Genomic DNA, 26,646 nt, shown 5'->3' on the forward strand with positions numbered 1-26,646 from the left:
AGCGCTTACTGGTGGTATTTGGCCGACATTTCGTGCACTGCTTCGATGAAGGCGCCGGCGTTGGCAGGGTCGACTTCGGGGGTGATGCCGTGGCCGAGGTTGAAGACGTGGCCGGTGCCGCTGCCGTAGCTGGCGAGGATGTTCGAGACTTCCTGGCGGATGGCGTTTGGGTTGGCGTAAAGCACGGTCGGGTCCATGTTGCCTTGCAGCGCGACTTTGCTGCCGACACGACGGCGGGCTTCGCCGATGTCGCAGGTCCAGTCCAGGCCCAGTGCGTCGGCGCCGGCGTCGGCAATGCTTTCAAGCCACATACCGCCGCCCTTGGTGAACAGAATGACCGGCACTTTGCGCCCGTCGTGCTCACGGATCAGGCCGTTGACGATCTTGCGCATATAGGCCAGTGAGAACTCCTGGTACGCCGCGGCCGACAGGCTGCCGCCCCAACTGTCGAAGATCTGCACCGCCTGGGCGCCTGCGAGAATCTGGCCGTTCAGGTACGCCGTCACCGATTGCGCCAGCTTGTCGAGCAGCAGGTGCATGGCGTGCGGGTTGTCGTAGAGCATGGCCTTGGATTTGCGGAAGTCCTTGGACGAACCGCCTTCGACCATGTAGGTCGCCAGGGTCCACGGGCTACCGGCGAACCCGATCAGCGGAACGCGTCCGTTGAGCTCGCGGCGGATGGTGCTGACTGCGTCCATGACATAGCCGAGATCTTTCTGGGCGTCAGGGATCGGCAGCGCTTCGATATCAGCCAGGGTGGTGACGGTTTTGCGGAAGCGCGGGCCTTCGCCGGTTTCGAAGTACAGGCCCAGGCCCATGGCGTCGGGAACGGTGAGGATATCGGAAAACAGAATGGCGGCGTCGAGTGGATAGCGCTCAAGGGGCTGCAGGGTGACTTCACAGGCGAACGCCGGGTTCATGCACAAGCTCATGAAGTCTCCGGCCTTGGCGCGGCTGGCGCGGTACTCCGGGAGATAGCGGCCGGCCTGGCGCATCATCCATACAGGCGTGACGTCAACAGGCTGCTTGAGCAGGGCGCGAAGGAAACGGTCGTTCTTCAGGGCAGTCATGTCGGCATCCGGAAAAAAAGTGCGGGCATTTTCTCAGACACCAACGCAAAAGGCACGGTCGGTGCCGTGCCATTTATTTATCGGGGCGATTTGTCGCATCAATGCCCTGCCGGCTTTGCTGACGTCGGCGACCTATTGGTTGTCCTCCATCGTCTTTGTAATCCAGCCTGCGAAGTGAGCGACTCTGGTGTACTGACCGGCATTCATCCACAACGAACGACTGACCAGTCCGATTTCAAGGTAGTGGCTGCCTGACTTGTAGAGCAGAGGCCCTCCGGAATCGCCAGACGCCTGATTGTATCCGGCGCAGAGGTTGACCAATGGATCGAAGTGGGTGGCCGGGTAGCCGGGAGGCACTTCGATACACGCCTTGTCCTCCAGCGTCTCGCCAAGGCCTTGATACAGCACATCTGGCCCGTATCCCGTCTCGGTTCTCCCGAACCCGATCAGCGTCACGGGGTAGCCAACCCCCGGCTCCATCACAGACTCGGCCCCGTCGAACTCAAGGAAATCGGTACTGTTGGCCGCGCGCTCCAGCTTGATCAATGCAATATCGTATCGCCCGCTGTGATCAAACTGCGGATGCCCGTAGGTGGCCTGGATCCTGACCCGGTCCTTCTCGACGACAGTCGGCCGGTATTGTTCCAGGCCAATGCTCACGGAGTGAGGAGCCTGGCCGTCGATGCAGTGTTCAGCCGTCAGTACCCACCGCGGCGCAATCAATGCAGCGCCACAGAGGTGCGACCCATCCTCTTTGACAATCGCTGCAAAGAACGGGTACTGCCCTCTCGGGGCTGGCTCTCCTCCGACGATTTTTTTGCTTTCATTCACACCGGCCCATTCACCACAACCGGTCAAAAAAGCCGCAAGGCCAAGACAGCAAACTAACTTGTTCATTTTTCGCTCCGTGATCCAACAGGCCGCCAGACACCGGCCCGTGCTTCCATTCAATTTCAGAAAGGCTCGCTAGCGTCCGAGACCTTGCCGAATTAGAAACTTATTGAATCGTGTTGGGAACTGTCAGAAATGACACTCGTGGCGGTGCCTGACGTTTTCACGAACGGGAGAGCCGAGGAAGGAAACGAAAAAGATGTGGAAGCAGCTGCCAGCATGGAGCAGCTGCAAGCTTCAAGTAGAAGCAGATCGCGTCTGCTTGTAGCTTGTAGCTTGTAGCTTGTAGCTTACCGCTAGCAGCTTGCCGCAGGCGTCATCAGACGCCCAGATAATCCAGAATCCCTTCAGCCGCATTCCGGCCTTCAAAGATCGCCGTCACCACCAGATCAGAACCGCGCACCATGTCGCCGCCGGCGAAGATCTTCGGGTTGCTGGTCTGATGTTTGAACTGGCCCTGCTCCGGTGCCACGACGCGGCCCTGGCTGTCCATCTGGATGCCCTGCGGATCGAACCACGACGCCGGGCTTGGACGGAAACCGAACGCGATGACCACGGCGTCCGCCGGGATGATCTCTTCGGAACCCGGAATCGGCTCGGGGCTGCGACGGCCGCGCGCATCCGGCTCGCCCAAACGCGTTTCGACGACTTTCACGCCTTCGACCCGATCCTCACCGACGATGGCAATGGGCTGACGGTTGTAAAGGAACTTCACGCCTTCTTCCTTGGCGTTCTTCACTTCCTTGCGCGAGCCGGGCATGTTTTCTTCGTCGCGGCGATAGGCGCAGGTCACCGACTTGGCACCCTGGCGAATCGACGTGCGGTTGCAGTCCATAGCCGTGTCACCACCGCCCAGGACCACGACCTTCTTGCCCTTCATGTCGACGAAATCTTCCGGCGACTTTTCAAAGCCCAGGTTGCGATTGACGTTGGCGATCAGGAAATCCAGCGCATCGTGCACGCCAGGCAGGTCTTCACCGGGGAAGCCGCCCTTCATGTAGGTGTACGTGCCCATGCCCATGAACACAGCGTCGTACTCTTCCAGCAACTGCTCGACGGTGATGTCCTTGCCGATCTCGGTGTTGAGGCGGAACTCGATGCCCATGCCGGTGAAGACTTCGCGGCGATTGCTCAGCACGCTCTTCTCGAGCTTGAACTCGGGGATCCCGAAGGTCAGGAGACCGCCGATTTCCGGGTTCTTGTCGAACACCACCGGCTTCACGCCGCCACGCACCAGAACGTCAGCGCAGCCCAGGCCGGCCGGGCCTGCGCCGATGATCGCCACGCGCTTGCCGTTTGGCACGACGCGGGACATGTCCGGACGCCAGCCCATTGCAAAGGCCGTGTCGGTGATGTACTTCTCGACCGAACCGATGGTCACCGCGCCGAAGCCGTCGTTGAGGGTGCACGCGCCCTCACACAGACGGTCCTGCGGGCACACGCGGCCGCAGACTTCCGGCAGGGTGTTGGTCTGGTGCGACAGCTCGGCGGCCGCGAGGATGTTGCCCTCGGCCACCAGCTTCAGCCAGTTGGGAATGAAGTTATGCACAGGGCATTTCCATTCACAGTACGGGTTGCCGCAACCCAGGCAACGGTGCGCCTGATCGGCCGACTGCTGAGGCTTGAAAGGTTCGTAGATTTCCACGAACTCTTTCTTGCGCTGACGCAGCAGTTTCTTCTTCGGATCTTTACGCCCGACTTCGATGAACTGGAAGTCGTTACTGAGACGTTCAGCCATGGTGTTAAAACTCCTGACTACAGCCTCAAGCGCCAAGCTTGAAGCTGCAAGAAAATCATGTTCGCAGGCACTCGCGCGCTGCCGTTAGCGTGCGGCTTGAAGCGTGCCGCTCGCAGCTGCTTTACTGCGGATTCGCGCGGGTGCTGGACAACAGCGACTTCAAGCTCGCGGCCTTCGGCTTCACCAGCCAGAAGCGGCGCAGGTAGTCGTCCAGGTTTTCCCAGAGGTTGCGGCCCCATTCGCTGTCGGTTTCGGTCACGTATTCGGCCAGCACGCGCTCCAGGTGGCTGCGATAGGCTTCCATCGCTTCACCGCTGATGCGCTGAATCTCGACCAGCTCGTGGTTGACCCGGTCAACGAAGGTGTTGTCCTGATCGAGCACGTAAGCGAAGCCGCCGGTCATGCCTGAGCCGAAGTTGTAGCCGGTCTTGCCCAGCACGCAGACGAAACCGCCGGTCATGTATTCGCAGCAGTGGTCGCCCGTGCCTTCCACAACGGTGTGGGCGCCGGAGTTACGCACTGCGAAACGCTCACCCGCCGTACCCGCCGCGAACAGCTTGCCGCCGGTCGCGCCGTACAGGCAGGTGTTGCCGATGATGGCGCTGTCCTGGGTTTTGAACGGGCTGCCTTTTGGTGGCACGATGACCAGTTTGCCGGCGGTCATGCCTTTGCCGACGTAGTCGTTGGCGTCGCCTTCCAGGTACATGTTCAGGCCGCCGGCGTTCCACACACCAAAGCTCTGCCCGGCCGTGCCCTTGAAGCGGAACGTCACCGGCGCATCGTTCATGCCCTGGTTGCCGTGCAGCTTGGCGATTTCGCCGGAAATCCGCGCGCCGATGGAGCGGTCGCAGTTGCAGATGTCCAGTTCGTAGTCGCCGCCGCTCTTGGTCTGAATGGCGGAGATCGCCAGTTCGACCATCTTCTCGGCCAGCAGGCCCTTGTCGAACGGCGGGTTGCGGTCCACCTGGCTGAACTGCGGTTTGTCGGCCGGAATGTGGTCGCTGCCCAGCAGCGGCGTCAGGTCCAGGTGCTGCTGCTTGGCGGTTTCACCCGGCAGGATCTCCAGCAGATCGGTACGCCCGATCAGCTCTTCCAGCGAACGCACGCCCAGCTTCGCCAGCCACTCGCGGGTTTCTTCAGCCACGTAGGTGAAGAAGTTGATCACCATGTCGACGGTGCCGATGTAGTGGTCCTTGCGCAGCTTGTCGTTCTGAGTCGCGACGCCGGTGGCGCAGTTGTTCAGGTGGCAGATGCGCAGGTATTTGCAGCCCAGCGCGATCATCGGCGCGGTGCCGAAGCCGAAGCTTTCGGCGCCGAGGATGGCCGCCTTGATAACGTCCAGGCCGGTTTTCAGGCCGCCGTCGGTCTGCACCCGAACCTTGCCGCGCAGGTCGTTGCCGCGCAGGGTCTGGTGAGTCTCGGCCAGGCCGATTTCCCACGGCGAGCCCGCGTATTTGATCGACGACAGCGGCGATGCACCGGTGCCGCCGTCATAGCCGGAAATGGTGATCAGGTCGGCATAGGCCTTGGCCACACCGGCCGCAATCGTGCCCACGCCTGCTTCAGCCACCAGCTTGACCGAAACCAGTGCGGCCGGGTTGACCTGCTTGAGGTCAAAGATCAGCTGCGACAAGTCTTCAATCGAGTAGATGTCGTGGTGCGGTGGCGGCGAGATCAGCGTCACGCCCGGCACTGCATAACGCAGTTTGGCGATCAGGCCGTTGACCTTGCCGCCTGGCAGTTGCCCGCCTTCACCCGGCTTGGCGCCCTGGGCGACTTTGATCTGCAGCACGTCGGCGTTGACCAGATACTCAGGCGTCACGCCAAAACGGCCGGTCGCGATCTGCTTGATCTTGGAGCTGCGGATGGTGCCGTAGCGCGCCGGATCTTCGCCGCCCTCACCGGAGTTGGAGCGCGCGCCCAAGCGGTTCATCGCCTCGGCCAGCGCTTCGTGGGCTTCCGGCGACAACGCACCCAGCGAGATGCCCGCCGAGTCGAAGCGCTTGAGAATACCTTCCAGCGGCTCGATTTCATCGATGCCCAACGGCGTGTCGAGCTCTTTGACCTTCAACAGGTCGCGGATCATCGACACCGGCCGGTTGTCCACCAGCGCTGTGTATTCCTTGAATTTGCTGTAATCACCCTGCTGAACGGCGGCTTGCAGCGTCGCCACCACATCAGGGTTGTACGCGTGGTATTCGCCGCCGTAGACGAACTTCAGCAGCCCGCCCTGCTGGATCGGCTTGCGCGCGCTCCAGGCTTCAAAAGCGAGGGCTTTTTGCTCGGCTTCGATGTCGACGAAACGCGCGCCCTTGATGCGGCTCGGGACGCCACGGAAGCTCAGGTCGCAGACTTCTTCCGACAGGCCAATGGCTTCGAAAAGCTGGGCGCCGCGGTACGAAGCAACGGTCGAAATACCCATCTTCGACAGGATCTTGAGCAGGCCTTTGGTGATGCCCTTGCGGTAGTTCTTGAAGACTTCGTACAGATCGCCCAGCACTTCGCCGGTACGGATCAGGTCGCCCAGCACTTCGTACGCCAGGAACGGATAGACCGCCGACGCGCCGAAGCCGATCAGCACCGCGAAATGGTGCGGGTCGCGAGCCGTTGCTGTCTCGACAAGAATGTTGCTGTCGCAGCGCAGGCCTTTTTCGGTCAGGCGGTGGTGCACCGCACCGGTGGCCAGCGATGCGTGAATCGGCAGTTTGCCGGGTGCGATATGACGGTCGCTCAGGACAATCTGGGTCTTGCCCGAACGCACGGCTTCTTCAGCCTGATCAGCGATGTTGCGCACAGCCGCTTCCAGGCCCGTGGCTTCGTCATAGTTCAGGTCGATGATCTGACGATCAAAGCCCGGACGATCCAGGGTCATCAGCGAGCGCCACTTGGCCGGGGAAATGACCGGGGAGCTGAGGATCACGCGGGAAGCGTGCTCCGGCGACTCCTGGAAAATGTTGCGCTCGGCACCGAGGCAGACTTCCAGCGACATGACGATGGCTTCACGCAGCGGATCGATCGGCGGGTTGGTGACCTGCGCGAACTGCTGACGGAAATAGTCGTACGGCGTGCGGACACGACGGGACAGCACCGCCATCGGCGTGTCATCGCCCATGGAGCCGACCGCTTCCTGGCCCTGCTCACCCAGCGGGCGCAGGATCTGATCACGCTCTTCGAACGTGACCTGGAACATCTTCATGTACTGCTTGAGCTGATCCGGGTTGTAGAAGGCCGAACCGTGGTCGTGGTCTTCCAGCGTCGCCTGAATGCGCAGGGCGTTCTTGCGCAGCCACTGCTTGTACGGATGGCGCGACTTCAAGCGGCTGTCGATGGCGTCGGTGTCGAGGATCTGGCCGGTTTCGGTGTCCACGGCGAAGATCTGACCCGGACCGACACGGCCCTTGGCAATCACGTGTTCCGGCTTGTAGTTCCACACGCCGATTTCCGAGGCGAGGGTGATGTAACCGTTCTTGGTGGTGACCCAGCGCGCAGGACGCAGGCCGTTGCGGTCAAGCAGGCAGACAGCGTGACGACCTTCGGTCATGACGATGCCGGCTGGGCCGTCCCACGGCTCCATGTGCATGGAGTTGAATTCGTAGAACGCGCGCAGATCCGGGTCCATGGTCTCGACGTTCTGCCACGCCGGCGGCACGAGCATGCGCACGCCACGGAACAGGTCGATGCCGCCGGTCACCATCAGCTCGAGCATGTTGTCCATGCTGGAAGAGTCGGAGCCCACGCGGTTGACCAGCGGGCCGAGCTCGTCGAGGTCCATCAGGTCGTTGGTGAACTTGGTGCGACGGGCCTGGGCCCAGTTGCGGTTACCGGTGATGGTGTTGATCTCGCCGTTGTGGGCGAGGAAGCGGAATGGCTGAGCCAGTGGCCATTTCGGCAGGGTGTTGGTCGAGAAACGCTGGTGGAACACGCAGATCGCGGTTTGCAGGCGCTCGTCGTTGAGGTCCGGGAAGAATGCCGTGAGGTCACGCGGCATCATCAGGCCTTTGTAGATGATGGTCTTGTGGGAAAAGCTGCAGATGTAGTGGTCGGTGTCAGCGGCGTTGGCCACCGAGGAGCGACGACGTGCGCAGAACAGCTTGATCGCGAATTCCTGATCGCTCAGGCCTTCACCGCCGATGAACACCTGCTCGATCTTCGGCAGACGCTCGAGGGCCAGGCGGCCCAGAACGCTGGTGTCGATCGGCACCTGGCGCCAGCCGATGAGGGTCAGGCCGGCCGCGAGGATTTCACGGTTCATGTTTTCGCGGGCGGCTTCAGCCTTGGTGTCGTCCTGATTGAGGAAGACCATGCCTGCGCAATACTGGCGCGGAAGCTCGACGCCGAAGTGCTCGGTGGCCACCGCACGCAGGAAGGTGTCAGGTTTTTGCATCAACAGCCCGCAACCGTCACCGGTCTTGCCGTCGGCGTTGATCCCACCCCGGTGGGTCATGCAGGTCAGGGCTTCGATAGCCGTCTGCAACAGGTGATGACTGGGCTCGCCTTGCATGTGGGCGATCAGGCCGAAACCACAGTTATCCTTGAATTCTTCTGGATGGTACAGACCTGCTTTCATAGACACATTCTCACCAGGCTGCCTCTTAACGAGACAAATTTCTTTTCAATTCAACCATTTACCATCCACGCCGAACGTATGCCGGCTTTGCGGGAGCAAAAGGGAGGTCATTGTACACAGCGACACAAGTCCTCACAAATTTGACGACGAAGTGTCGCAAATTTATGTCGCATTCATGAAAGGTTTTATATCGATTCTCGTGCTAGCCAGAGCTTTTTTGCGAGTCTGACCAATGAGAGCCCGAAGATCAATGCGTGCCTGAGACGCAGACACCGCAAGGCGCGCTGCTCGTTGGCAGCACGCTCATGCGTGATATCGGGAGGGCCAAGCGAGGGACCTGGATAAGGTCCCTGCGTCATCAGCGGGCGGCGGCGAGTTCCTGTTGGATACTGCCGACAGTACGAGGCCAAGGTTTACCAGCCTGAACCTTCTCTGGCAAGGCCTTGATAGCGGTCAGTGCCGCATTGCGGTCAGCAAAGCTGCCGTAAGTCACCACGAACAGAGGCTTGCCCTGCAGGGTTTTCTTGAAGTAACGGTATTCGGCGCCCTGCTCTTTCACGTAGCTCTGAGCGGTGGCTTCAGAGCTGGTGCCGAGGATCTGCACCACGTAATGGGTCGGAGCCTGACCTGCGTACCAACCGCTGCCCGCAGCGCCGGACGCTGCGGCCGCCGCTGCTGGCTTGGCCGCTGGTGCCGGGGCAGGTTTGGCGGTGGCCACTTGCGTCGGCGCTGGCGCAGGTTTCGCAGCAGCCGCCGGAGCAGGCGTTGGTTTGGCAGCCGGGGCCGGACGCGGTGCCGGAACCGGCTGCTGCGCCATGGTCGGAGCAGGACTTGCCGTCGCGCCCGCCGGTGGCGCAGTGGTGGTCACCGTCGGTGGCTGCAGCGATTGGTTGGCTGCCGGGCCGCCATCTTCGCCATCACCTTCGCCCGAGCCCGCAGCTTCAGCCAGTGGCGCGCGGGTCGCCGGTTGCGAGCCGTTCATCGGCAGCGGCATCGGCTGCGAATTTCCGGCGAATTCGATGGCCGGGCCACCGTTGTTCGATTGTTGCGCCGGCGCCTGGCCCTGACCCAGAGGCAGTTGAGCCTGAGAGTTGGCTGGCGCAGTGGCAGGTGCGTTGCTGCGGCCTGGAATCAGCCACGCCGCGAGAACGGCTGCGACAACAACCCCACCCAAAGCCAACACGTGTTTCTTAGGCATTTTGAACCCCATACTTGGACGCTTGACCGCAGAGCGGCTGGCAATCATGGCTTCGATCATCGAATCGCGCGCGACCTGGTTGATCGCGCCTGGCCATCCACCGGACTGCTCGTGGATATCAGTGATCTGCGCGGCGCTGAACAACTCAACGCCCTGCCCTGCGCCCTCGAGGCGCTGAGCCAGATACTCACGGGTTTCTTCTTCGGTATACGGCGCGAGCTCGATAACGTGGAAGCGTTCTTCCTCGGTACCGCTCTCGGCGCACAGCTGATCCAGGCGATCAATGATCGAAGCCTCGCCGAACAGGAAGACATGCGGACGCCCTTCCGGGGTGCCTGCTGCCAATCCCAACAACGCTTCGAGTGCGGATTCGCCCAGTTGTTCGGCATCGTCGACCAGGATGTAGACTTCCTGACCGGTCAGCGCCAACTGCACGACCTGCGCCAGGATCGGGCGCATTTCCGCTTGAGCGACGTTCAGCGCCTGAGCGACCTGACGCAACACGCCCGTCGCATCACCGGCGCCACGCGCCGACACCACAACGCTCTGCACCGATTGCTTGTTGGTGCTCGCCACCAGTGCCTGACGCAGCAGCGTCTTGCCACTGCCCTGAGGCCCGGTGACGACCAGCAGCAGCTGGCTGTAGCGCGCGAGGTGATGCAGCTGACCGAGCACGGGCTTGCGCTGTGCCGGGAAAAATTTGAAGCCGGGAACCCGCGTTGCAAAGGGGTCATGACTCAACTGGTAATGACCGAGGAAGGCCTCATCGGCGTGCAAACTAGTCATGGATTTCTCATTAACCTCTAAGCTGATCCACCAAGGCGCGGTAGTCCGCGACCAGTGTGGCCTGTAGTACTTCTTGTGGATATTCGTCCGTTACCACTGCTTCACCGATGCGACGCAACAGCACCAGGCGCAGACGACCGTCAATGACCTTTTTGTCCACCGCCATGTGATCGAGGAAGTGCTCGGGCGTCATGTCTTCCGGCGGAACCACCGGCAAGCCGGCGCGCTGGAAAATACGGATGCCGCGGTCACGTTCCTGCTCGCTGATCCAGCCCAGACGCGCGGACATTTCCAGCGCCATCACCGTGCCCGCGGCCACCGCCTCGCCGTGCAGCCACACGCCGTAGCCCATGTGAGTTTCGATAGCGTGGCCAAAGGTATGACCGAGGTTCAGCGTGGCACGCACGCCTGACTCTCGCTCATCGGCACCGACGACCGCAGCCTTGGCGGCGCAGGAGCGCTCGATCGCCGTGGTCAGCGCGGCCTGATCCAGCCCGCGCAGCTTGTCCACATTCTCTTCGAGCCACGTCAGGAAGGGTTCGTCACAGATCAAACCGTATTTGATGACCTCGGCAAGCCCGGCGGACAGCTCGCGCTCAGGCAGGGTGTTCAGCGACAAGGTGTCGATCAGCACCGCGTTGGGCTGGTAGAAGGCGCCCACCATGTTTTTGCCCAGCGGGTGATTGATGCCGGTTTTGCCACCGACCGAGGAATCGACCTGGGACAGCAACGTGGTCGGCACTTGAATGAATTCGACGCCGCGCTGGTAACAGGCAGCGGCAAAGCCGGCCATGTCACCGATGACGCCGCCGCCCAACGCAATCACGGTGGTTCGGCGATCATGGCGTGCGGTGAGCAGCGCGTCGAAGATGGTTTGCAGGGTTTCCCAGTTCTTGAAGGCCTCTCCGTCGGGAAGCACGATCGGCAAGACGCTGTAACCGGCGAGGGAGCGGGTGAGGCGGTCCATGTACAACGGCGCGACGGTGGCGTTGGAAACGATCGCCACCTGTTTTCCGGCTATGTACGGCTTGAGCAACTCGGGCTGATCCAGCAAGCCTTCGCCGATATGGATCGGGTAGCTGCGTTCGCCAAGCTCGACCTTGAGTGTCTGCATGTGTCCCCACGCTGTTAACAATTGGTTGCCTGTGCGGGTCTTGAAAAACGCCGACACCGGCTATGGCGCAAGGCCATGTAGCGACCCCACTTTTTATGGTCGCCGAGGATAGCGCATTTCCGTCTGCGCTTTAACGGGGAGGAAGCTCGGCCAGCAAGGCGAGGATGTCGATAACCACCATTCGCGGGGGCCGCTCATCGGTTTCGATGATGACATCGGCGATCTCGCGGTACAGCGGATCGCGGATCTCCAGCAGCTCACGTAGCACGCGCGCCGGGTCAGCCGTACGCAGCAAGGGGCGATTACGATCTCGGGAGGTTCGGCCCACCTGCTGCTCAACCGACGCGTGCAAATACACCACCCGACCGCCGGCGTGCAGGGCGCGACGGTTCTCTTCGCGCATGACTGCGCCACCGCCGGTGGCCACGACCACGCCATCCAGCGCGCAGAGTTCGGCGATCATCGCTTGCTCACGATCGCGAAAGCCCGCTTCACCTTCCTTGTCGAAGATCCAGGGAATATTGGCACCCGTTCGCAGCTCGATTTCCTTGTCGGAATCCTTGAACGGCAGTCGAAGCTCTTTGGCCAGCAAGCGACCGATGGTGCTTTTGCCCGCCCCCATCGGCCCCACAAGAATTAAATTTCGCACAGAATCAACGACTCACAGCAATCGCCTGGTTATTCATGATACGCGGAGTGAGAAACACCAACAGCTCGGATTTTGACTCCGAAACCACATCGCGCCGGAAAAGGCGGCCAACATACGGCACATCGCCTAAAAATGGCACCTTGTCGACGACTTTACTCTGCGTATTCGAGAACACGCCACCAATTACGATGGTCTCGCCGTCGGCCACCAGCACCTTGGCGTTCACTTCGTTTTTCTTGATCGGCGGCACACCCAGCACCGTGTTCACGTAATCCGGCTCATCTTTCGTGACCTTGACCTCCATGATGATGCGGTTGTCAGGGGTGATCTGCGGGGTCACTTCCAGCGACAGCGACGCCTCTTTGAACGACACCGACGTCGCGCCGCTGGAACTGGCTTCCTGATAAGGCACTTCCGTACCTTTCAGGATTTTCGCCGTTTCCTTGTCCGACGTGACGACCTTCGGCTGCGAGACCACTTCGCCGTTCCCGCTTTTCTCCATGGCCGTCAGCTCAAGGTCAAGAATCGTGTTGTTGGTCAGGAAGCCCAGGCCAATCGACGAGGTGGCATCGGTCACACCCATGTCCACGTAAGGACCATTGGTCGCTGATGCGCCCGAGACCGTGCCATTACCGCCGGTGGTGAAATTGCCTTTGTTGCTCGAACCACCCCAGCGCACGCCCAAGGCCTTGTCGTAATCGACGTTGGCTTCAACGATGCGCGCTTCGATCATCACCTGACGCACCGGGATGTCCAGTTGCGACACGATGCGGCGCAGCTCGTCCAGACGATCCTGGGTCTGGTAGGCAATGATGTTGTTGGTGCGCTCATCGACGGTGATCGAACCACGCTCGTCGGTTTTCGATTCAGCGCTGGTCACCGACTGAAACAGCTTGGCAATGTCGGCGGCCTTGGCGTAGTTCACCTGCAGCAACTCGCGGCGCAGCGGGGCCAGTTCGGAAATCTGTTTGAGGGATTCCAGCTCCTGGCGCTCACGCGCGGCGATCTCGTCAGCCGGACCGACCAGCAAGACGTTACCGATCTTGCGCTTGTCCAGGCCTTTGGTCTTGAGCACCAGATCCAGCGCCTGATCCCACGGCACGTTCTGCAGGCGCAAGGTGATGCCGCCCTGAACGGTGTCGCTCGCCACCAGATTGAGGTTGGTGAAGTCAGCGATCAGTTGCAGCACCGAACGCACGTCGATGTCCTGGAAATTCAGCGACAGCTTCTCGCCGGTGTAGACCAGTTTTTCCGAGTTGCGCCGCTCCTGATCTTCGTTGGTCAAGGGACGCACGCTGATGGTCAGCTTGTTGTCGGTCTGGTAGGCGGAGTAATCGAACGCACCGGACGGTTCGATGGAGATACTCGCCTTGTCACCCGTGGCGCTGGAATTGACGAACTGCACCGGGGTGGCGAAATCCTTCACGTCCAGGCGCACGCGCAGGGGTTCGGGCAATTGCGTTTTGGCGAAGTCGACGCGGATCTTGCCGCCCTGCTCCTGAATGTCCGGGGCAATGCCGGTGTCGCTCAGCTCGATGATGACGTTGCCTTCACCCAACTCGCCGCGCTGGAAGTCGACGTTTTTCACCGAACGCGGGCCTGGCACATACGAGCGGGCAACAGGTTTCGATTGAGCGGCAGGCCCACTCGGCACACTCACTCGCGCCGCGCCCATGGCGGTGCTCGGCTGCGAACCCTGGGCCGCAGCGGCGCCCTGGCCCACGACCACGAACAGGTTGTTGCCATCGACACGCGAACTGTAGGGCGCAAGCGTGGTGAGGTTGATGATCACCCGCGTGCGGTCCTTGGCTTCGACGACCACAACGCTGTGGGCGTTGCCTGAACCCAGGTCACGGCTCTTGATCGCCAATTGGCTGGTGACCCCCGGCAGGTCCAGCGCAATGCGCGCCGGTTGCTCGGTGGTGTAGCCGCGCGGCGCCGCCACCGGACCGTCGAAGGACAGTTTCAGTTCGACTCGATCCCCCGGCAATGCGGCGACATCCAGCGTCTTGAGGTTAGCCGCCTGGACAACCGGTGAAAGCATCGCCATCCCTAGCGACAGGCCGATAATCGAGAGAATCCTGTTCATGTTCACATTCCACCACTGTGCCGATCCGAAGGTGCTTCGCTTGCTTGCCGTCTTCATGAGCGCTCCTTGAGGGAAATACTGAGCGGGCGCTCCAGCCACGCCCCCTCTCCATCCGGAACGATTTCCATCACTTGCACCGCCGAGTCGGTGATCGCCGTGATCCGGCCATCGTTACGTCCCAGATAATCGCCCACTTTCACCCGATGCACGCCACCCGCCCCGCGAAGCAGCGCGAACGTGCCGGTTTCATTGCTCAACGTGCCGACCATTTCAAAGGAGTCGATGTTGAAGCCTTCGAGGAACTGCTTCACCCGGGTCGGATCAGGCTGCACCAGGTGCGAGCCCTTTGGACGGTTGACCAGATCAATCTTGATCGGCGGCTGAAACGGACTGCGCAAACTGGCCGCCGCATAAGTAAAGGCTTCGTACGGCCGAAATTTGGGCATCGGCTCGATGGTGCCCACCGGCCGCGCGCGCACCTCGGCCATGAACTGCTTGAGATCGTCAAATTCGTTCGAGCTGTCGCAACCCGCGAGCCCCATCAGCGTGACGCCGACGCACAACCAACGCATCGCCCTCATTTCGCTGGCCCTTTCGTGTCGACGTTCTGAAGACCTTTGTCGTTATAGCGGTAGGTCTTGGCAAGGATGCTCATGCGCAGCTTCCCGGGGGACTTGGCGTCCAGCGGTTTGATCTCGAAGTCATGCAGGGTCACGATTCGCGGCAGGCTGGCGACGCCGCTGGCGAAGGTCGCGAGGTCGTGATAACTGCCCGTCACGGTAATCTGGATCGGCAATTCGATATAAAACTGCTGGGCCTCTTCGGGGAGCAGCTTGATCTCCTCGAACTCCAGGCCGCTGCCCAGACCGGTGCGGGTGATGTCCTCCAGCAAGCCGGGGACTTCGGTGTCGCTTGGCAACTGCCGCAGCAAGGCGCCGAAGGTGTTCTCCATCTCCACCATCTGGCTTTTGTAAGCCGCGAGGTTGGCAGCCTGATACGCCTTGGTCGCGAACTGCTCTTTCAGTGCGGTCTCTTCGCCACGGGCCTGATCGAGCTGAGCCTGCATGTCCTGGATATAGAAGAAATACCCACCGGCCAACACCAGCGCCAGCAACAACGCGCCGGCAATGGTCTTCACCGCGGCGGGCCAGGAACCCAGGTTATTGATGTCCAGGTCGTTGATGTCGATCTTTTTCAGGCTATCGAGCCAATCATTCATGTTCATGGCCTGACCCCCTCAACCGCTGGTTGCGTCTGACGCACCGTCAACTGGAAGGTGTTGGTCTGATCCACGCCGCCCGCCGCAGTGTTTGCCTTGACCTCGGTCAGACTCGGCGACTCAAGCCAGTCAGACGCATCCAGATTACGCAGCAGATCCGAAACCCGGTTATTGGATTCGGCAGCCCCGGAAATGCTGATCATCTGCCCGGTCATCTTCACGTCGTTGAAATAGACGCCATCGGGAAGGGTGCGGGCCATCTGATCGAAGATGCGCCCGATGATCGGCCGGTTGCCTTGCAGGTCCTGAATGATCTTCATCCGCTCCAGCAGTTGCTTGCGACGTGCCTTGAGCTCGCTGATCTCTTTGATGCGCGCGTCGAGCTGGACGATTTCGGTCCTGATGAATTGATTGCGGGCGTTTTGGTGGGCAATGGCACTGCTCAAATATTGATCAGCCAAAAGAATGGCGCCGATGCCCAGCACCAGCACACCCGCCAGCGCCAGGATGAAGCGCTTCTTGCGCTCCTCGCGTTGCTGTTCGCGCCAGGGAAGTAAGTTGATCCGTGCCATTAGTCAAAGCTCCTCAGGGCCAGACCGCAAGCGATCATCAGTGCGGGAGCATCGCTGGCGAGCGCGCCTGCGTTGACCTTGACGCTCAGTGCCATGTCAGCAAAGGGGTTAGCCACCAGCGTTGGCGTGCCGAGGCGCTCCTGGATCAGCCGATCAAGACCGGAAATAGAGGCGGTCCCGCCGGCCAGCATGATGTAGTCGACGCGGTTGTACTGGCCGGCCGCAAAGAAAAACTGCAGCGAACGGGACACCTGCTGCACCACGGCGTCCTTGAACGGCTGCAGGACTTCCATGACGTAGTCGTCGGGGAGCCCGCCCTGCTTTTTCGCAAGCCCGGCCTCGCTGACGGACAAACCATAACGGCGCTGGATTTCTTCGGTTAACTGGCGACCGCCAAATAATTGTTCGCGGGTATAAATGATGCGGCCGTTGTGCAGCACGCTGAGGGTGGTCATCGTCGCGCCGATGTCGATGACGGCGACCGTCAGCTGTTCGTGGTCCTGGCCCAACTGCGCGGACAACAGACCGAACGAGCGCTCCAACGCGTAGGCTTCGACATCGACCACGCGAGCGGTCAGCCCGGCCAGTGCCAGAGCAGCTTCGCGCACCTCGACGTTTTCCTTGCGGCAGGCGGCAAGCAACACTTCGACGCGTTCTGGATTACGGGCTGAATAGCCCTGGACTTCGAAATCGATGGCGACTTCTTCCAGCGGATAGGGAATGTACTGATCGGCCTCGATCTTGAGCTGGTTCTCCATCTCGTCGTCGGAAAGCCCCGCATCCATCTCGATGGTCTTGGTAATAACAGCCGAACCCGCGACAGCAACCGCCGCGATTTTGACGTTACTCTTGGCTTTTACGAGCAAACGCGTCAAAGCACTGCCGACGCCTTCGAGCTCCGCGATGTTCTTTTCGACCACTGCGTTGGCGGGCAGCGGCTCGACCGCATAAGACTCGACCTTGTAACGGTTGCCGGAACGACTTAGCTCCAGGAGCTTGACCGAGGTGGAGCTAATATCGATCCCCAGAAGGGTGTTGGCCTTCTTACTGAAGAGTTCGAACACAACCGATTCCCTATGCGTTTCCGTCACTTACGGATGATTTCTAGTCCAGTGCCACTGTCGGCTGACTTGACAGTAGCGCAAATAACGCTCGACGACGAAAAATGCTTATAATGCCCAGCGTTTTTTTCGTGTACCAAAGCTTCAAGGCGTGTTCATTTGTAAATGCCTGCGTCTAACTCATTCTTTTTTCTGGAAATCCAAAAGCCTTGATACGCCTGCTGAAGTTTGTCTGGTGGTCCATCGTCGCGGTCGTCTGCGGGCTGCTCCTCGGCCTGAGCGGCGCCTTTCTCTACCTGGCCCCGAACCTCCCATCGGTCGATGCGCTGCGCAACATCCAGCTGCAGATCCCGCTGCGCGTCTTCAGCAGCGACGGCAAGCTGATTGCAGAGTTTGGCGAAATGCGCCGCTCTCCCATCCGTTTCGCCGACATTCCGCCCGATTTCATCCATGCCCTGCTGTCCGCCGAAGACGACAACTTCGAGAACCACTATGGCGTGGACCCGAGCAGCCTGATGCGCGCGGCCAGCCAACTGGTCAAGAGCGGTCACATTCAGTCTGGCGGCTCGACCATCACCATGCAGGTCGCGAAAAACTATTTCCTGACCAGCGAGCGCAGTTTTTCGCGCAAAACCACCGAGATTCTCTTGGCCTTGCAAATCGAGCGCCAACTTACCAAGGACGAGATTCTCGAGCTGTACGTCAACAAGATCTATCTGGGTAACCGCGCTTACGGCATCGAGGCCGCAGCGCAGGTTTACTACGGCAAATCCATCCGCGACCTGAGCGTTGCGCAGATGGCAATGATTGCCGGCCTGCCCAAGGCGCCGTCACGATTCAACCCACTGGCCAATCCGGTGCGCGCCAAAGAGCGCCGCGACTGGATTCTTGGCCGCATGTTCAAGCTGGGGAAAATCGACCAGAACACCTACCAGACCGCCCTTGCCGAGCCGATCAACGCCAGCTATCACGTTCAGAGCCCTGAAGTGAACGCGCCGTATATCGCTGAAATGGCGCGCGCCGAAATGGTGGGTCGTTATGGCAGCGCAGCCTACACAGAAGGCTTCCGCGTCACCACTACTGTCCCGAGCGGCCTGCAGGAAGACGCCAACAAGGCGGTGCAGGACGGCCTGATCGAATACGACCAGCGCCATGGCTATCGCGGGCCTGAGAGCCGATTCCCAGGCCTGACCCGCGAGGGCTGGGTTCAGGAGCTGAGCAAACAGCGTCCGATCAGCGGTCTGGAGCCGGCCATCGTCACTCAGGTCGACAAGACCGGCATCCGCGTCCTGACCCGCAATGGCGAGAACGAAGAAACCGTCACCTGGGACAGCATGAAGTGGGCCAAGGCGTTCCTGAACACCAATAGCGTCGGCGCCAATCCCAAACAGCCCGGCGATGTCGCCCATGTCGGCGATCTGGTGCGCCTGCAGCGTCAGCCGGACAACTCGCTCAAGTTCAGCCAGCTTCCGGTGGCGCAGAGCGCGCTGGTTTCGCTGGATCCGCAGAACGGCGCGATTCGTGCGCTGGTCGGCGGCTTCGCGTTCGAGCAAAGCAACTACAACCGCGCGATGCAGGCCAAGCGTCAGCCGGGCTCCAGCTTCAAGCCGTTCCTGTATTCGGCGGCGCTGGACAACGGCTACACCGCCGCCAGCCTGGTCAACGACGCGCCGATCGTATTCGTCGACGAGGCCATCGACAAAGTATGGCGGCCAAAGAACGACACCGGCACCTTCCTCGGTCCGATTCGGCTGCGCGAGGCGCTGTACAAGTCACGTAACCTGGTGTCGATCCGCCTGCTGCAAAGCCTGGGCGTGAACACCGCGATCAACTACATCACCCGCTTTGGCTTCAACAAACAGGACTTGCCGCCCAACCTGTCCCTCGCACTGGGCACTGCAACCCTGACGCCGATGGAAATCGTCGGCGGCTGGAGTGCGTTCGCCAACGGCGGCTACAAGATCAGTCCGTACCTCATCCAGAAGATCGAGGACCGTGAAGGCAAAACCCTGTTCGTGGCCAACCCGCCGACAGTGCCTGCCAACGACCCGAACCCGAAAGCGGTCAGCGAAGCGGCCATCAGCAGTGCATCGACCTATGCAGCGCCAGAGACCCCGCCGTTGACGGCCAACGTCGTACCGAACGCACTCGACGCGTCGGGTGCAGCGCCCGCCCCCGTGGTCGCTGAACGGATCGTTGACGGTCGCACGGTCTACATCCTCAACAGCATGCTGCAGGACGTGATCAAACGCGGTACTGGCCGCCGTGCCCTGGCGATGAACCGTCCGGACATCGCCGGTAAAACCGGGACTACCAACGATTCGAAAGACGCGTGGTTCACGGGCTATAACGCGGATTACGTGACGACGGTCTGGACCGGTTTCGATCAGCCGGAAAGCCTGGGTCGCCATGAGTTCGGCGGCACGGTCGCGCTGCCGATCTGGATGAAGTACATGAGCGCCGCGCTGAAGGACAAACCGCCACACGTTCAAGCCGAACCGGATGGCATCCTCAGCCTGCGCATCGATCCCGTCAGCGGCCGCTCCGCCACACCGAGCACGCCGGGCGCGTTCTTCGAACTGTTCAAGAGCGAGGACACACCGCCTAGCGTGAACGAACTCGGCGGCAGCCCGCCTCCAGGCAGCCCGCTGCCGGCGGATGAGTCGGCGCCGATCGATTTGTTCTAGTGAGGCGTAGATCAGTAGGCGGGTGATCCTCAGGCATCAACACCGTCCATGTGGGAGCGAGCTTGCTCGCGAAAAGGTCGGAACATCCGCTGCATCTTCAGCGGTTGAAGCACCGTCTTCGTGAGCAAGCTCACTCCCACAAGGATTGCGTATCCTGAACAAAGGTGTTGTGTCCAGCCGGACAGCAAAACGAGCACCCATAAAAAACCCAGCACTTGGCTGGGTTTTTTGTGGGCATTGCTATCAGCCGTTAAACACGTCATCCACGCTTTTCAGCGGGTAGTGCTTTGGATACGGCAGGGTTGCGACACCGCTCTCGATGGCGGCCTTAGCCACGGCATCGGAAACGATAGTCAGCAGGCGCACGTCCAGTGGTTTCGGGATGATGTACTCACGACCGAATTCCAGGGCGATGCCGCCGTAGGCGTCGCAGACTTCCTGAGGCACTGGCAGCTTGGCCAGTTCGCGCAAAGCGTTGGCCGCGGCGATCTTCATCTCTTCGTTGATGCGCTTGGCGCGAACGTCGAGTGCGCCACGGAAGATGAACGGGAAGCCCAGCACGTTGTTGACCTGGTTCGGGTAGTCCGAACGGCCGGTGGCCATGATCACGTCGCTGCGGGTGGCGTGAGCCAGTTCTGGCGAGATCTCCGGATCCGGGTTCGAGCAGGCGAACACGATCGGGTTGGCCGCCATCGACTTCAGGCCTTCAGCGCTCAGCAGGTTCGGACCGGACAGACCGACGAACACGTCGGCGCCTTCCAGTGCATCGGCCAGCGTGCGCTTTTCGGTGGAGTGAGCGAACTGCGCCTTGTACTGGTTCAGATCGGTACGCCCGTCGTGAACCACGCCGTTGCGGTCGATCATGAAGATGTTTTCGATCTTCGCGCCCATGCTCACCAGCAACTTCATGCAGGAGATGGCCGCAGCGCCAGCACCCAGGCAGACGATCTTCGCCGCTTCCAGGGTTTTGCCAGCAATTTCCAGCGCGTTGATCATGCCGGCTGCGGTAACGATCGCGGTGCCGTGCTGGTCATCGTGGAAAACAGGGATGTCGCACTGCTCGATCAGCGCCTTTTCGATCTCGAAGCACTCAGGTGCCTTGATGTCTTCCAGGTTGATGCCGCCGAAGGTGATGGAGATGCGTCGCACGGTGTCGATGAAGGCCTGCGGGCTTTCCGAATCGACTTCGATATCGAACACATCGATACCGGCAAAGCGCTTGAACAGCACGCCTTTGCCTTCCATAACCGGCTTGGACGCGAGAGGCCCGAGGTTACCCAGACCCAGAATCGCGGTGCCATCAGAGATGACCGCTACCAGGTTGCCCTTGCCGGTGTACTTGTAGGCAAGTTCCGGATCGCGACCGATTTCGCGGACCGGCTCAGCCACACCCGGGCTGTAGGCCAGCGACAGATCACGAGCGGTGGCAGTGGCTTTGGTGAGCTCGACGCTGAGTTTCCCCGGACGGGGATGAGCGTGATATTCGAGAGCGGCAGTTTTCAAATCTGACATGGGGGCATTCCGCTTTTTTGCTGTTGGACAGACGGACCGCCGAGCATACGCAAGTCATAAAGTCCTAACAAGACTGGCGGGTCACCTGTGTCAAGAGGCCGCATCTACGACTTTCAGCGTAGAGCCGCAGAACATAAGGCCTGGAGCGGCAACAATCCTCAGCAAAAATGTCTACAATTTATTTATTAACTGTATCCAACATTGCAGGGTGAGTGATCGACATCATCCAGCGCGGTTGACCTGATTTCAGAGCGCCCCGACGCGAACGATCGACCACCCAGCCACGGGCTTCGATTCGCTGCCCCTTCAAGCGCTGCAGTGCGGCAGTGTCGAACTGGCCGAGCAGCTTGGGCGCAATGCGCAGCACCAATGAATCGCCGAATTCGATCCACAGGCCGCCGCCATTGCGCTGCACGCTGGTCACGCGCCCGCTGACCAGCGCGAACCCGCCGGTGCTGATCTGCTCGGCCGGTTGAACCGGCGAATTGCGCCACAGACCCAGGCCGGCCTGTCGAGCTGACTGCTCTGCGGCCTGCTGGCAGCTGACCAGCGCAACGTTCGGGGAAACCGCGACGAGATAGCCAAGGCCCTCGGCAAGCAGTTGCGCCTCAAGGCTGGCACCATCACGGCCATAGACGTTAGCGAGAGTACGGCCGTAATGATCGGTCGGCTCTTCACCCACGCGCAGCCTGACCTGCCCATCACTGGCATCGATCAACGCCTGCAAACGACGCTTCGCCACATCTGCAAACGGCTGGGCTGACTGACCCTTTTTGCCGGTTTCCGGCGTATTGAGGCCAATCATGCGAACGCTGCGACCATCTGTCAGACGCACCGTGTCGCCATCGACCACTCGCTGCACCTGAACCACGGGCAGCGACGGCGGCGCAGGGCACAAGGCCTGGGCCGTCGAAAGCCAAATCGCGGACATAAAAAAGGCGCCCGCGAGGGACGCCTTCTTAAGCAGCCTGGAGAAACGCATCGGCGACTCCAGAACGGCCAACCTTACTCTGCAGCAGCAGGAGCTTTGGTAGGACCGAATGCACCGAAACGCGACTTGAACTTGTCGACACGACCGCCAACGTCCAGAGTTTTTTGCTTGCCGGTGTAGAACGGGTGGCACTCGTTGCACACGTCCAGGCTCAGAGGCTTGGCCAGTGTGGAACGGGTTTTGATGACATTGCCGCAGCTGCAGGTTGCGTCAATGGCTTCGTAAACTGGATGGATATCAGCTTTCATGGGCATTTCCTCAGGCTATCGTGCCGCCACCCAACACTATTGTTGAATACCGCACGGAATTAGGCCGCGCATATTAACAGACAACGCCAATCACGCAAGGGAACGTTCACGCCGGTCGTCTGCTAAGATCGCGCCCTTCGTCATACTCCGTAACAGGATATCCCCCGCGTGCCCGACGCCATCTTGCGCCTCGCCCTGCCCTCGCCGCTGCGTCGCCTGTTCGACTACCTTGCCCCCGCAGGTGTGGCGCGCAGTACGTTGCAGCCGGGGATGCGCCTGCGCGTGCCATTTGGCCGTCGGGAAATGATCGGCGTGCTGGTGGAACTCGTCGATCACAGCGACGTGCCGGCCGACAAGCTCAAGCCGGCCATTGCTGTGCTGGATGCCGAACCGCCGTTGCCGCCCGCACTGTTCAAGTTGTGCCTGTGGACGGCCCAGTATTACCAGCACAGCCTGGGCGACACGCTCAGTTGGGCGTTGCCAGTGTTGCTGCGTCAGGGCGAGCCGGCGGAAGCGCGGCAGGAGCGTTTCTGGCACGCGGCGCCGGATGCCAGCGTCGATGACCCGCGCATCGCCCGGGCGCCCAAACAAAAGGAAGCGCTGCGCACCCTGGCCCAGCACCCCCACGGCGTGGCTCACCAGTTGCTGAGCAAGCTGATGCTCAACCGGGACAGCCTGAATCTGCTGCTCGCCAAGGGACTGGTGACCGTCGAGGTGCGCGGTCATGGGCCGGTCGAGCGGCACGAGCACTGGCTGGCGCAGCCGGAACTGCCGCTCAACACTGAGCAGCGGGCCGCCTATGAAGCCATCCGCTCGGGTTTCGGCAGCTTTCATGCCTCACTGCTGGCGGGTGTCACCGGCAGCGGCAAGACCGAGGTGTATCTGCAGCTCATCCGCGAAACGCTGGAAGCGGGCAAGCAGGCGCTGGTGCTGATTCCGGAAATCAACCTGGGTCCGCAGACCCTGGCGCGCTTCGAGCAGCGTTTCAACGCGCGCATCGCGCTGCTGCATTCGGCAGTCAATGATCGCGACCGGCTGGACGCCTGGCTGGCGGCGCGCGATGGCGAAGCCGACATCATCATCGGCACCCGCTCGGCGCTGTTCACCCCGATGAAAAACCCCGGGCTGATCATCATCGACGAGGAGCACGACGGCTCCTATAAACAGCAGGAAGGCCTGCGCTATCACGCCCGGGATCTGGCGCTGGTGAGGGCGCATCAGGAGGACATCCCGATCGTCCTCGGCTCGGCGACGCCTTCGCTGGAAAGTCTGCACAACGCCCACACCGGTCGATACGCGCTCCTGCGTCTGAATCAGCGCGCGGGTGGTGCTCAGCAACCCCGCTTCCTGCGCCTGGATGTCAAAAGCCGCCCCCTCGACAGCGGCATCTCGGGCCCGATGCAGCAAGCCATCGGTCAGACTCTGGCGGCGGGCCAGCAAGTGCTGGTGTTCCTCAACCGGCGAGGCTTTGCCCCGACGCTGCTGTGTCACGACTGTGGCTGGCTGTCGGAATGCCCTCGCTGTGACGCCCGCATGACCGTGCACCAGCGCTCGGGCGAGCTGCGTTGTCACCATTGCGGCCATGTCGAACGGGTGCCACGCAATTGCCCGGCGTGCGGCAAGGTCGATCTGCGCCCGGTGGGTGCGGGGACCGAGCGTGCCGAGGAGCGGCTGGCGATTCTGTTCCCCGACTACCCGGTCTTGCGCGTTGATCGGGACAGCACCTCGCGCAAGGACGCGATGAATCAGCTGTTCGCGACCATCCAGAAAGGCCAGCCCTGCATTCTGGTGGGCACGCAAATGCTCGCCAAAGGGCATCATTTCCCGCGCGTGACGCTGGTGTCGATTCTCGATGCCGATGGCGGGCTGTTCTCCGGCGACTTCCGCGCCAGCGAGCGCATGGCGCAATTGATTGTGCAGGTCGCAGGCAGAGCCGGGCGCGCCGAAGAGCCGGGCAAGGTGATCATCCAGACTCACCTGGCCGACCATCCTTTATTGATTCAACTCACCGAACAGGGCTATTTCGCGTTTGCCGAGCAGGCCTTGAGCGAACGTCGCGCCGCCGGGCTGCCGCCGTTTTCGCACCTAGCGCTGTTGCGCGCCGAAGCGCACAAGCCGGGTCAGGCCGAGGGTTTTCTCGACGAGGCCTGCACCGAAGCCGAGCGCTTGCTGAAGGACCTGGCGCTGGGCGGCATTGAGCTGCTGGGCCCGGTTCCGGCACCGATGGAACGACGCGCCGGGCGCTATCGCGCTCAGTTGCTGGTCCAGGCCAACGCCCGCGCGCCGCTGCACAAGCTGCTCGCGACCTGGTTGCTGACACTGGAAAACATGCCCAGCGGGCGCCAGGTCAGATGGTCGCTGGACGTGGATCCGGTGGACCTTTATTGATTCGCATCGGTTGACCGCGCATCCAGCGCGGTTGGCAAGGTGGCCCCGGCCACGGATAATGCCCAGTTTTTCCACCCGCGCATCCAGGCGCGGCCGCGCTTGCGGTCGAAAGAGAGCACCATGAAAGACACCATTCGCCAGCTGATTCAACAAGCTCTGAGCCAACTCGTCACCGATGGCGTCTTGCCGGAGGGGCTGACGCCGGCGATTCAGGTGGAGAACGCCAAGGACAAGAAAAACGGCGACTTCGCCAGCAATATCGCCATGATGCTGGCCAAGCCTGCGGGCATGAAGCCGCGTGACCTGGCCGAGAAAATCGTCGCCGCGCTGCCCGCGGACGAGCAGATCACCCAGGTCGACATCGCCGGCCCCGGTTTCCTCAATTTCTTCCAGAACACCCAGGCCCTGGCTTCGCGCCTTGATGAAGCCCTCGCCGACGCGACCTTGTCCGTGCGCAAGAACGGCCCTGCTCAACGCGTTGTGGTCGACCTGTCCGCGCCGAACCTGGCGAAAGAGATGCACGTTGGCCATTTGCGCTCGACCATCATTGGCGACGGCGTGGCCAGCGTCCTTGAGTTTCTTGGCGACACCGTGATCCGTCAGAACCACGTCGGCGATTGGGGCACTCAGTTCGGCATGCTGCTGGCCTATCTGCAGGAAACCCCGGCGACCAGCGATGAGCTGGCTGACCTCGAAAACTTCTACCGCGCCGCCAAGGGCCGTTTCGACGAGTCCGAAGAGTTCGCCGAGCGCGCACGTGGGCTTGTGGTCAAGCTGCAAGCCGGGGACGCCGAGTGCCTGAACCTGTGGACGCGATTCAAGGACATCTCGCTGTCCCACTGTCAGGAAGTGTACGAACGCCTGAACGTCAAACTCACGCCGAAGGACGTCATGGGCGAAAGCGCCTACAACGACGACCTCGCCAATGTCGTCGCCGACCTGAAGAAGGCCGGACTGCTGGTCGAGAGCAACGGCGCGCAGTGTGTGTTTCTTGAAGAATTCAAAACCGCCGAAGGCACGCCGCTGCCGGTGATCGTGCAAAAGGCCGGTGGCGGTTATCTCTATGCCACCACCGACCTCGCCGCCATTCGCTACCGCAGCAACGTGCTGAAAGCCGATCGCGCGCTGTATTTCGTCGATCAGCGTCAGGCGCTGCACTTCCAGCAGGTCTTCGAAGTGGCGCGCCGCGCAGGCTTCGTCACCAACGGCATGCAGATGGAGCACATGGGCTTCGGCACCATGAACGGCGCCGATGGCCGTCCGTTCAAGACCCGCGATGGCGGCACGGTCAAGCTGGTCGACCTGCTCGATGAAGCCGAAGAGCGCGCCTACACGCTGGTCAAAGAGAAAAACCCGGACGTCGCCGAAGACGAGTTGCGCTCGATCGCCAAGGCCGTGGGCATCAGCGCGGTGAAATACGCGGACCTGTCCAAGCATCGCGCCAGCGACTACAGCTTCAACTTCGACCAGATGCTCAGCTTCGAAGGCAACACCGCGCCTTATCTGCTGTACGCCTACACCCGCGTGGCCGGCGTGTTCCGCAAGCTCGAAGAAAAGGGCGAAAGCTTCAACGCGAGCGAGGGCCAAATCATCCTGGACGCCGCCCAGGAGCAAGACCTGGCCGCGCGCCTGGCGCAGTTCGGCGAGACCGTGAACACCGTTGCTGACAAGGGCACACCTCACGTGCTCTGCGCGTATCTGTATGACCTCGCCGGCCTGTTCTCCAGTTTCTACGAGAACTGCCCGATCCTGGCGGCGGAAAACCCTGAACAACAGCAAAGCCGTCTGCGCCTCGCCGCCCTGACCGGTCGCACCCTCAAGCAAGGCCTGCAGTTGCTGGGTCTGGACACTCTGGAGCGTATGTAA

General features: G+C 61.3%; 18 protein-coding genes. 3 read left to right on the forward strand and 15 right to left on the reverse strand.

Features of this window, described 5'->3' with window-relative positions; genetic code table 11:
• Positions 1-5 precede the first annotated feature (5 nt).
• From hemE to ABEH28_RS06120, 12 genes are all read right to left on the reverse strand, one after another.
• On the reverse strand, positions 6-1,070 hold the full coding sequence (gene hemE / locus ABEH28_RS06065; protein ID WP_346629396.1) for a uroporphyrinogen decarboxylase: 1,065 nt from the start codon (positions 1,068-1,070) through the stop codon (positions 6-8).
• A gap of 132 nt (positions 1,071-1,202) precedes the next feature.
• Positions 1,203-1,967, reverse strand: coding sequence for a serine protease (locus tag ABEH28_RS06070; RefSeq protein ID WP_346629397.1), 765 nt, complete (start codon positions 1,965-1,967; stop codon positions 1,203-1,205).
• A gap of 313 nt (positions 1,968-2,280) precedes the next feature.
• On the reverse strand, positions 2,281-3,699 hold the full coding sequence (locus tag ABEH28_RS06075; protein WP_346629398.1) for an FAD-dependent oxidoreductase: 1,419 nt from the start codon (positions 3,697-3,699) through the stop codon (positions 2,281-2,283).
• 121 nt (positions 3,700-3,820) lie between these two features.
• Positions 3,821-8,266 carry a glutamate synthase large subunit gene (gene gltB / locus ABEH28_RS06080; RefSeq protein WP_346629399.1) on the reverse strand — a complete coding sequence of 1,482 codons (4,446 nt, stop codon included), beginning with the start codon at positions 8,264-8,266 and terminating at the stop codon, positions 3,821-3,823.
• 358 nt (positions 8,267-8,624) lie between these two features.
• Positions 8,625-10,250: an AAA family ATPase gene (locus ABEH28_RS06085; protein ID WP_282368765.1), complete on the reverse strand. Its 1,626-nt coding sequence runs from the start codon at positions 10,248-10,250 to the stop codon at positions 8,625-8,627.
• A gap of 10 nt (positions 10,251-10,260) precedes the next feature.
• Positions 10,261-11,364: a 3-dehydroquinate synthase gene (aroB, locus tag ABEH28_RS06090; RefSeq protein ID WP_346629400.1), complete on the reverse strand. Its 1,104-nt coding sequence runs from the start codon at positions 11,362-11,364 to the stop codon at positions 10,261-10,263.
• Between the two features lie 130 nt (positions 11,365-11,494).
• Positions 11,495-12,013, reverse strand: a complete 519-nt coding sequence (gene aroK / locus ABEH28_RS06095; protein WP_192171211.1) for a shikimate kinase AroK — start codon at positions 12,011-12,013, stop codon at positions 11,495-11,497.
• Between the two features lie 4 nt (positions 12,014-12,017).
• Positions 12,018-14,102 (reverse strand): type IV pilus secretin PilQ, encoded by a 2,085-nt coding sequence (gene pilQ / locus ABEH28_RS06100; protein ID WP_346629401.1) that lies wholly within the window; start codon positions 14,100-14,102, stop codon positions 12,018-12,020.
• Positions 14,103-14,155: 53 nt separating this feature from the next.
• Entirely contained in the window at positions 14,156-14,683 is a 528-nt protein-coding gene (locus ABEH28_RS06105) for a pilus assembly protein PilP (protein WP_065986622.1), read from the reverse strand.
• Positions 14,680-15,327 carry a type 4a pilus biogenesis protein PilO gene (gene pilO / locus ABEH28_RS06110; protein WP_346629402.1) on the reverse strand — a complete coding sequence of 216 codons (648 nt, stop codon included), beginning with the start codon at positions 15,325-15,327 and terminating at the stop codon, positions 14,680-14,682. The genes ABEH28_RS06105 and pilO overlap by 4 nt, the downstream gene beginning before the upstream one ends.
• Entirely contained in the window at positions 15,324-15,893 is a 570-nt protein-coding gene (locus ABEH28_RS06115; RefSeq protein WP_192171214.1) for a PilN domain-containing protein, read from the reverse strand. The genes pilO and ABEH28_RS06115 overlap by 4 nt, the downstream gene beginning before the upstream one ends.
• Positions 15,893-16,957, reverse strand: a complete 1,065-nt coding sequence (locus tag ABEH28_RS06120; RefSeq protein WP_074890782.1) for a pilus assembly protein PilM — start codon at positions 16,955-16,957, stop codon at positions 15,893-15,895. The genes ABEH28_RS06115 and ABEH28_RS06120 overlap by 1 nt, the downstream gene beginning before the upstream one ends.
• Positions 16,958-17,163: 206 nt before the next feature.
• Here ABEH28_RS06120 and ABEH28_RS06125 point away from each other — a divergent pair, with 206 nt between their 5' ends.
• The gene (locus tag ABEH28_RS06125; RefSeq protein ID WP_346629403.1) at positions 17,164-19,641 is read left to right on the forward strand and encodes a penicillin-binding protein 1A; all 2,478 of its coding nucleotides are present in this window, start codon (positions 17,164-17,166) and stop codon (positions 19,639-19,641) included.
• 243 nt (positions 19,642-19,884) lie between these two features.
• Here ABEH28_RS06125 and ABEH28_RS06130 read toward each other — a convergent pair whose 3' ends face one another.
• From ABEH28_RS06130 to rpmE, 3 genes are all read right to left on the reverse strand, one after another.
• Complete coding sequence (locus ABEH28_RS06130; RefSeq protein WP_282368788.1) at positions 19,885-21,153, reverse strand: malic enzyme-like NAD(P)-binding protein; 1,269 nt, start codon at positions 21,151-21,153, stop codon at positions 19,885-19,887.
• 178 nt (positions 21,154-21,331) lie between these two features.
• Positions 21,332-22,135 carry a thermonuclease family protein gene (locus tag ABEH28_RS06135; RefSeq protein WP_346629404.1) on the reverse strand — a complete coding sequence of 268 codons (804 nt, stop codon included), beginning with the start codon at positions 22,133-22,135 and terminating at the stop codon, positions 21,332-21,334.
• Positions 22,136-22,158: 23 nt separating this feature from the next.
• A complete protein-coding gene (gene rpmE / locus ABEH28_RS06140) occupies positions 22,159-22,392 on the reverse strand; it encodes a 50S ribosomal protein L31 (protein ID WP_065986634.1) in 234 nt (77 codons plus the stop codon).
• 168 nt (positions 22,393-22,560) lie between these two features.
• Between rpmE and ABEH28_RS06145 the strand changes: the two genes are divergently transcribed.
• A complete protein-coding gene (locus ABEH28_RS06145) occupies positions 22,561-24,780 on the forward strand; it encodes a primosomal protein N' (RefSeq protein WP_346629405.1) in 2,220 nt (739 codons plus the stop codon).
• A gap of 120 nt (positions 24,781-24,900) precedes the next feature.
• Positions 24,901-26,646 (forward strand): arginine--tRNA ligase, encoded by a 1,746-nt coding sequence (gene argS / locus ABEH28_RS06150; protein WP_346629406.1) that lies wholly within the window; start codon positions 24,901-24,903, stop codon positions 26,644-26,646.

Origin of the sequence: Pseudomonas sp. Ps21-P2, from assembly GCF_039672565.1 — a bacterium.
Classification (GTDB): domain Bacteria; phylum Pseudomonadota; class Gammaproteobacteria; order Pseudomonadales; family Pseudomonadaceae; genus Aquipseudomonas.

Coding starts and splice junctions, on each gene's coding strand:
- rpmE (WP_065986634.1), bottom strand. CDS start 22,392: ATGAAAGCTGATATCCATCCAGTTTACGAAGCCATTGACGCAACCTGC.
- hemE (WP_346629396.1), bottom strand. CDS start 1,070: ATGACTGCCCTGAAGAACGACCGTTTCCTTCGCGCCCTGCTCAAGCAG.
- ABEH28_RS06105 (WP_065986622.1), bottom strand. CDS start 14,683: ATGAGGGCGATGCGTTGGTTGTGCGTCGGCGTCACGCTGATGGGGCTC.
- ABEH28_RS06085 (WP_282368765.1), bottom strand. CDS start 10,250: ATGACTAGTTTGCACGCCGATGAGGCCTTCCTCGGTCATTACCAGTTG.
- gltB (WP_346629399.1), bottom strand. CDS start 8,266: ATGAAAGCAGGTCTGTACCATCCAGAAGAATTCAAGGATAACTGTGGT.
- pilO (WP_346629402.1), bottom strand. CDS start 15,327: ATGAACATGAATGATTGGCTCGATAGCCTGAAAAAGATCGACATCAAC.
- ABEH28_RS06075 (WP_346629398.1), bottom strand. CDS start 3,699: ATGGCTGAACGTCTCAGTAACGACTTCCAGTTCATCGAAGTCGGGCGT.
- argS (WP_346629406.1), top strand. CDS start 24,901: ATGAAAGACACCATTCGCCAGCTGATTCAACAAGCTCTGAGCCAACTC.
- pilQ (WP_346629401.1), bottom strand. CDS start 14,102: ATGAACAGGATTCTCTCGATTATCGGCCTGTCGCTAGGGATGGCGATG.
- aroB (WP_346629400.1), bottom strand. CDS start 11,364: ATGCAGACACTCAAGGTCGAGCTTGGCGAACGCAGCTACCCGATCCAT.
- ABEH28_RS06130 (WP_282368788.1), bottom strand. CDS start 21,153: ATGTCAGATTTGAAAACTGCCGCTCTCGAATATCACGCTCATCCCCGT.
- ABEH28_RS06135 (WP_346629404.1), bottom strand. CDS start 22,135: ATGCGTTTCTCCAGGCTGCTTAAGAAGGCGTCCCTCGCGGGCGCCTTT.
- ABEH28_RS06070 (WP_346629397.1), bottom strand. CDS start 1,967: ATGAACAAGTTAGTTTGCTGTCTTGGCCTTGCGGCTTTTTTGACCGGT.
- ABEH28_RS06115 (WP_192171214.1), bottom strand. CDS start 15,893: ATGGCACGGATCAACTTACTTCCCTGGCGCGAACAGCAACGCGAGGAG.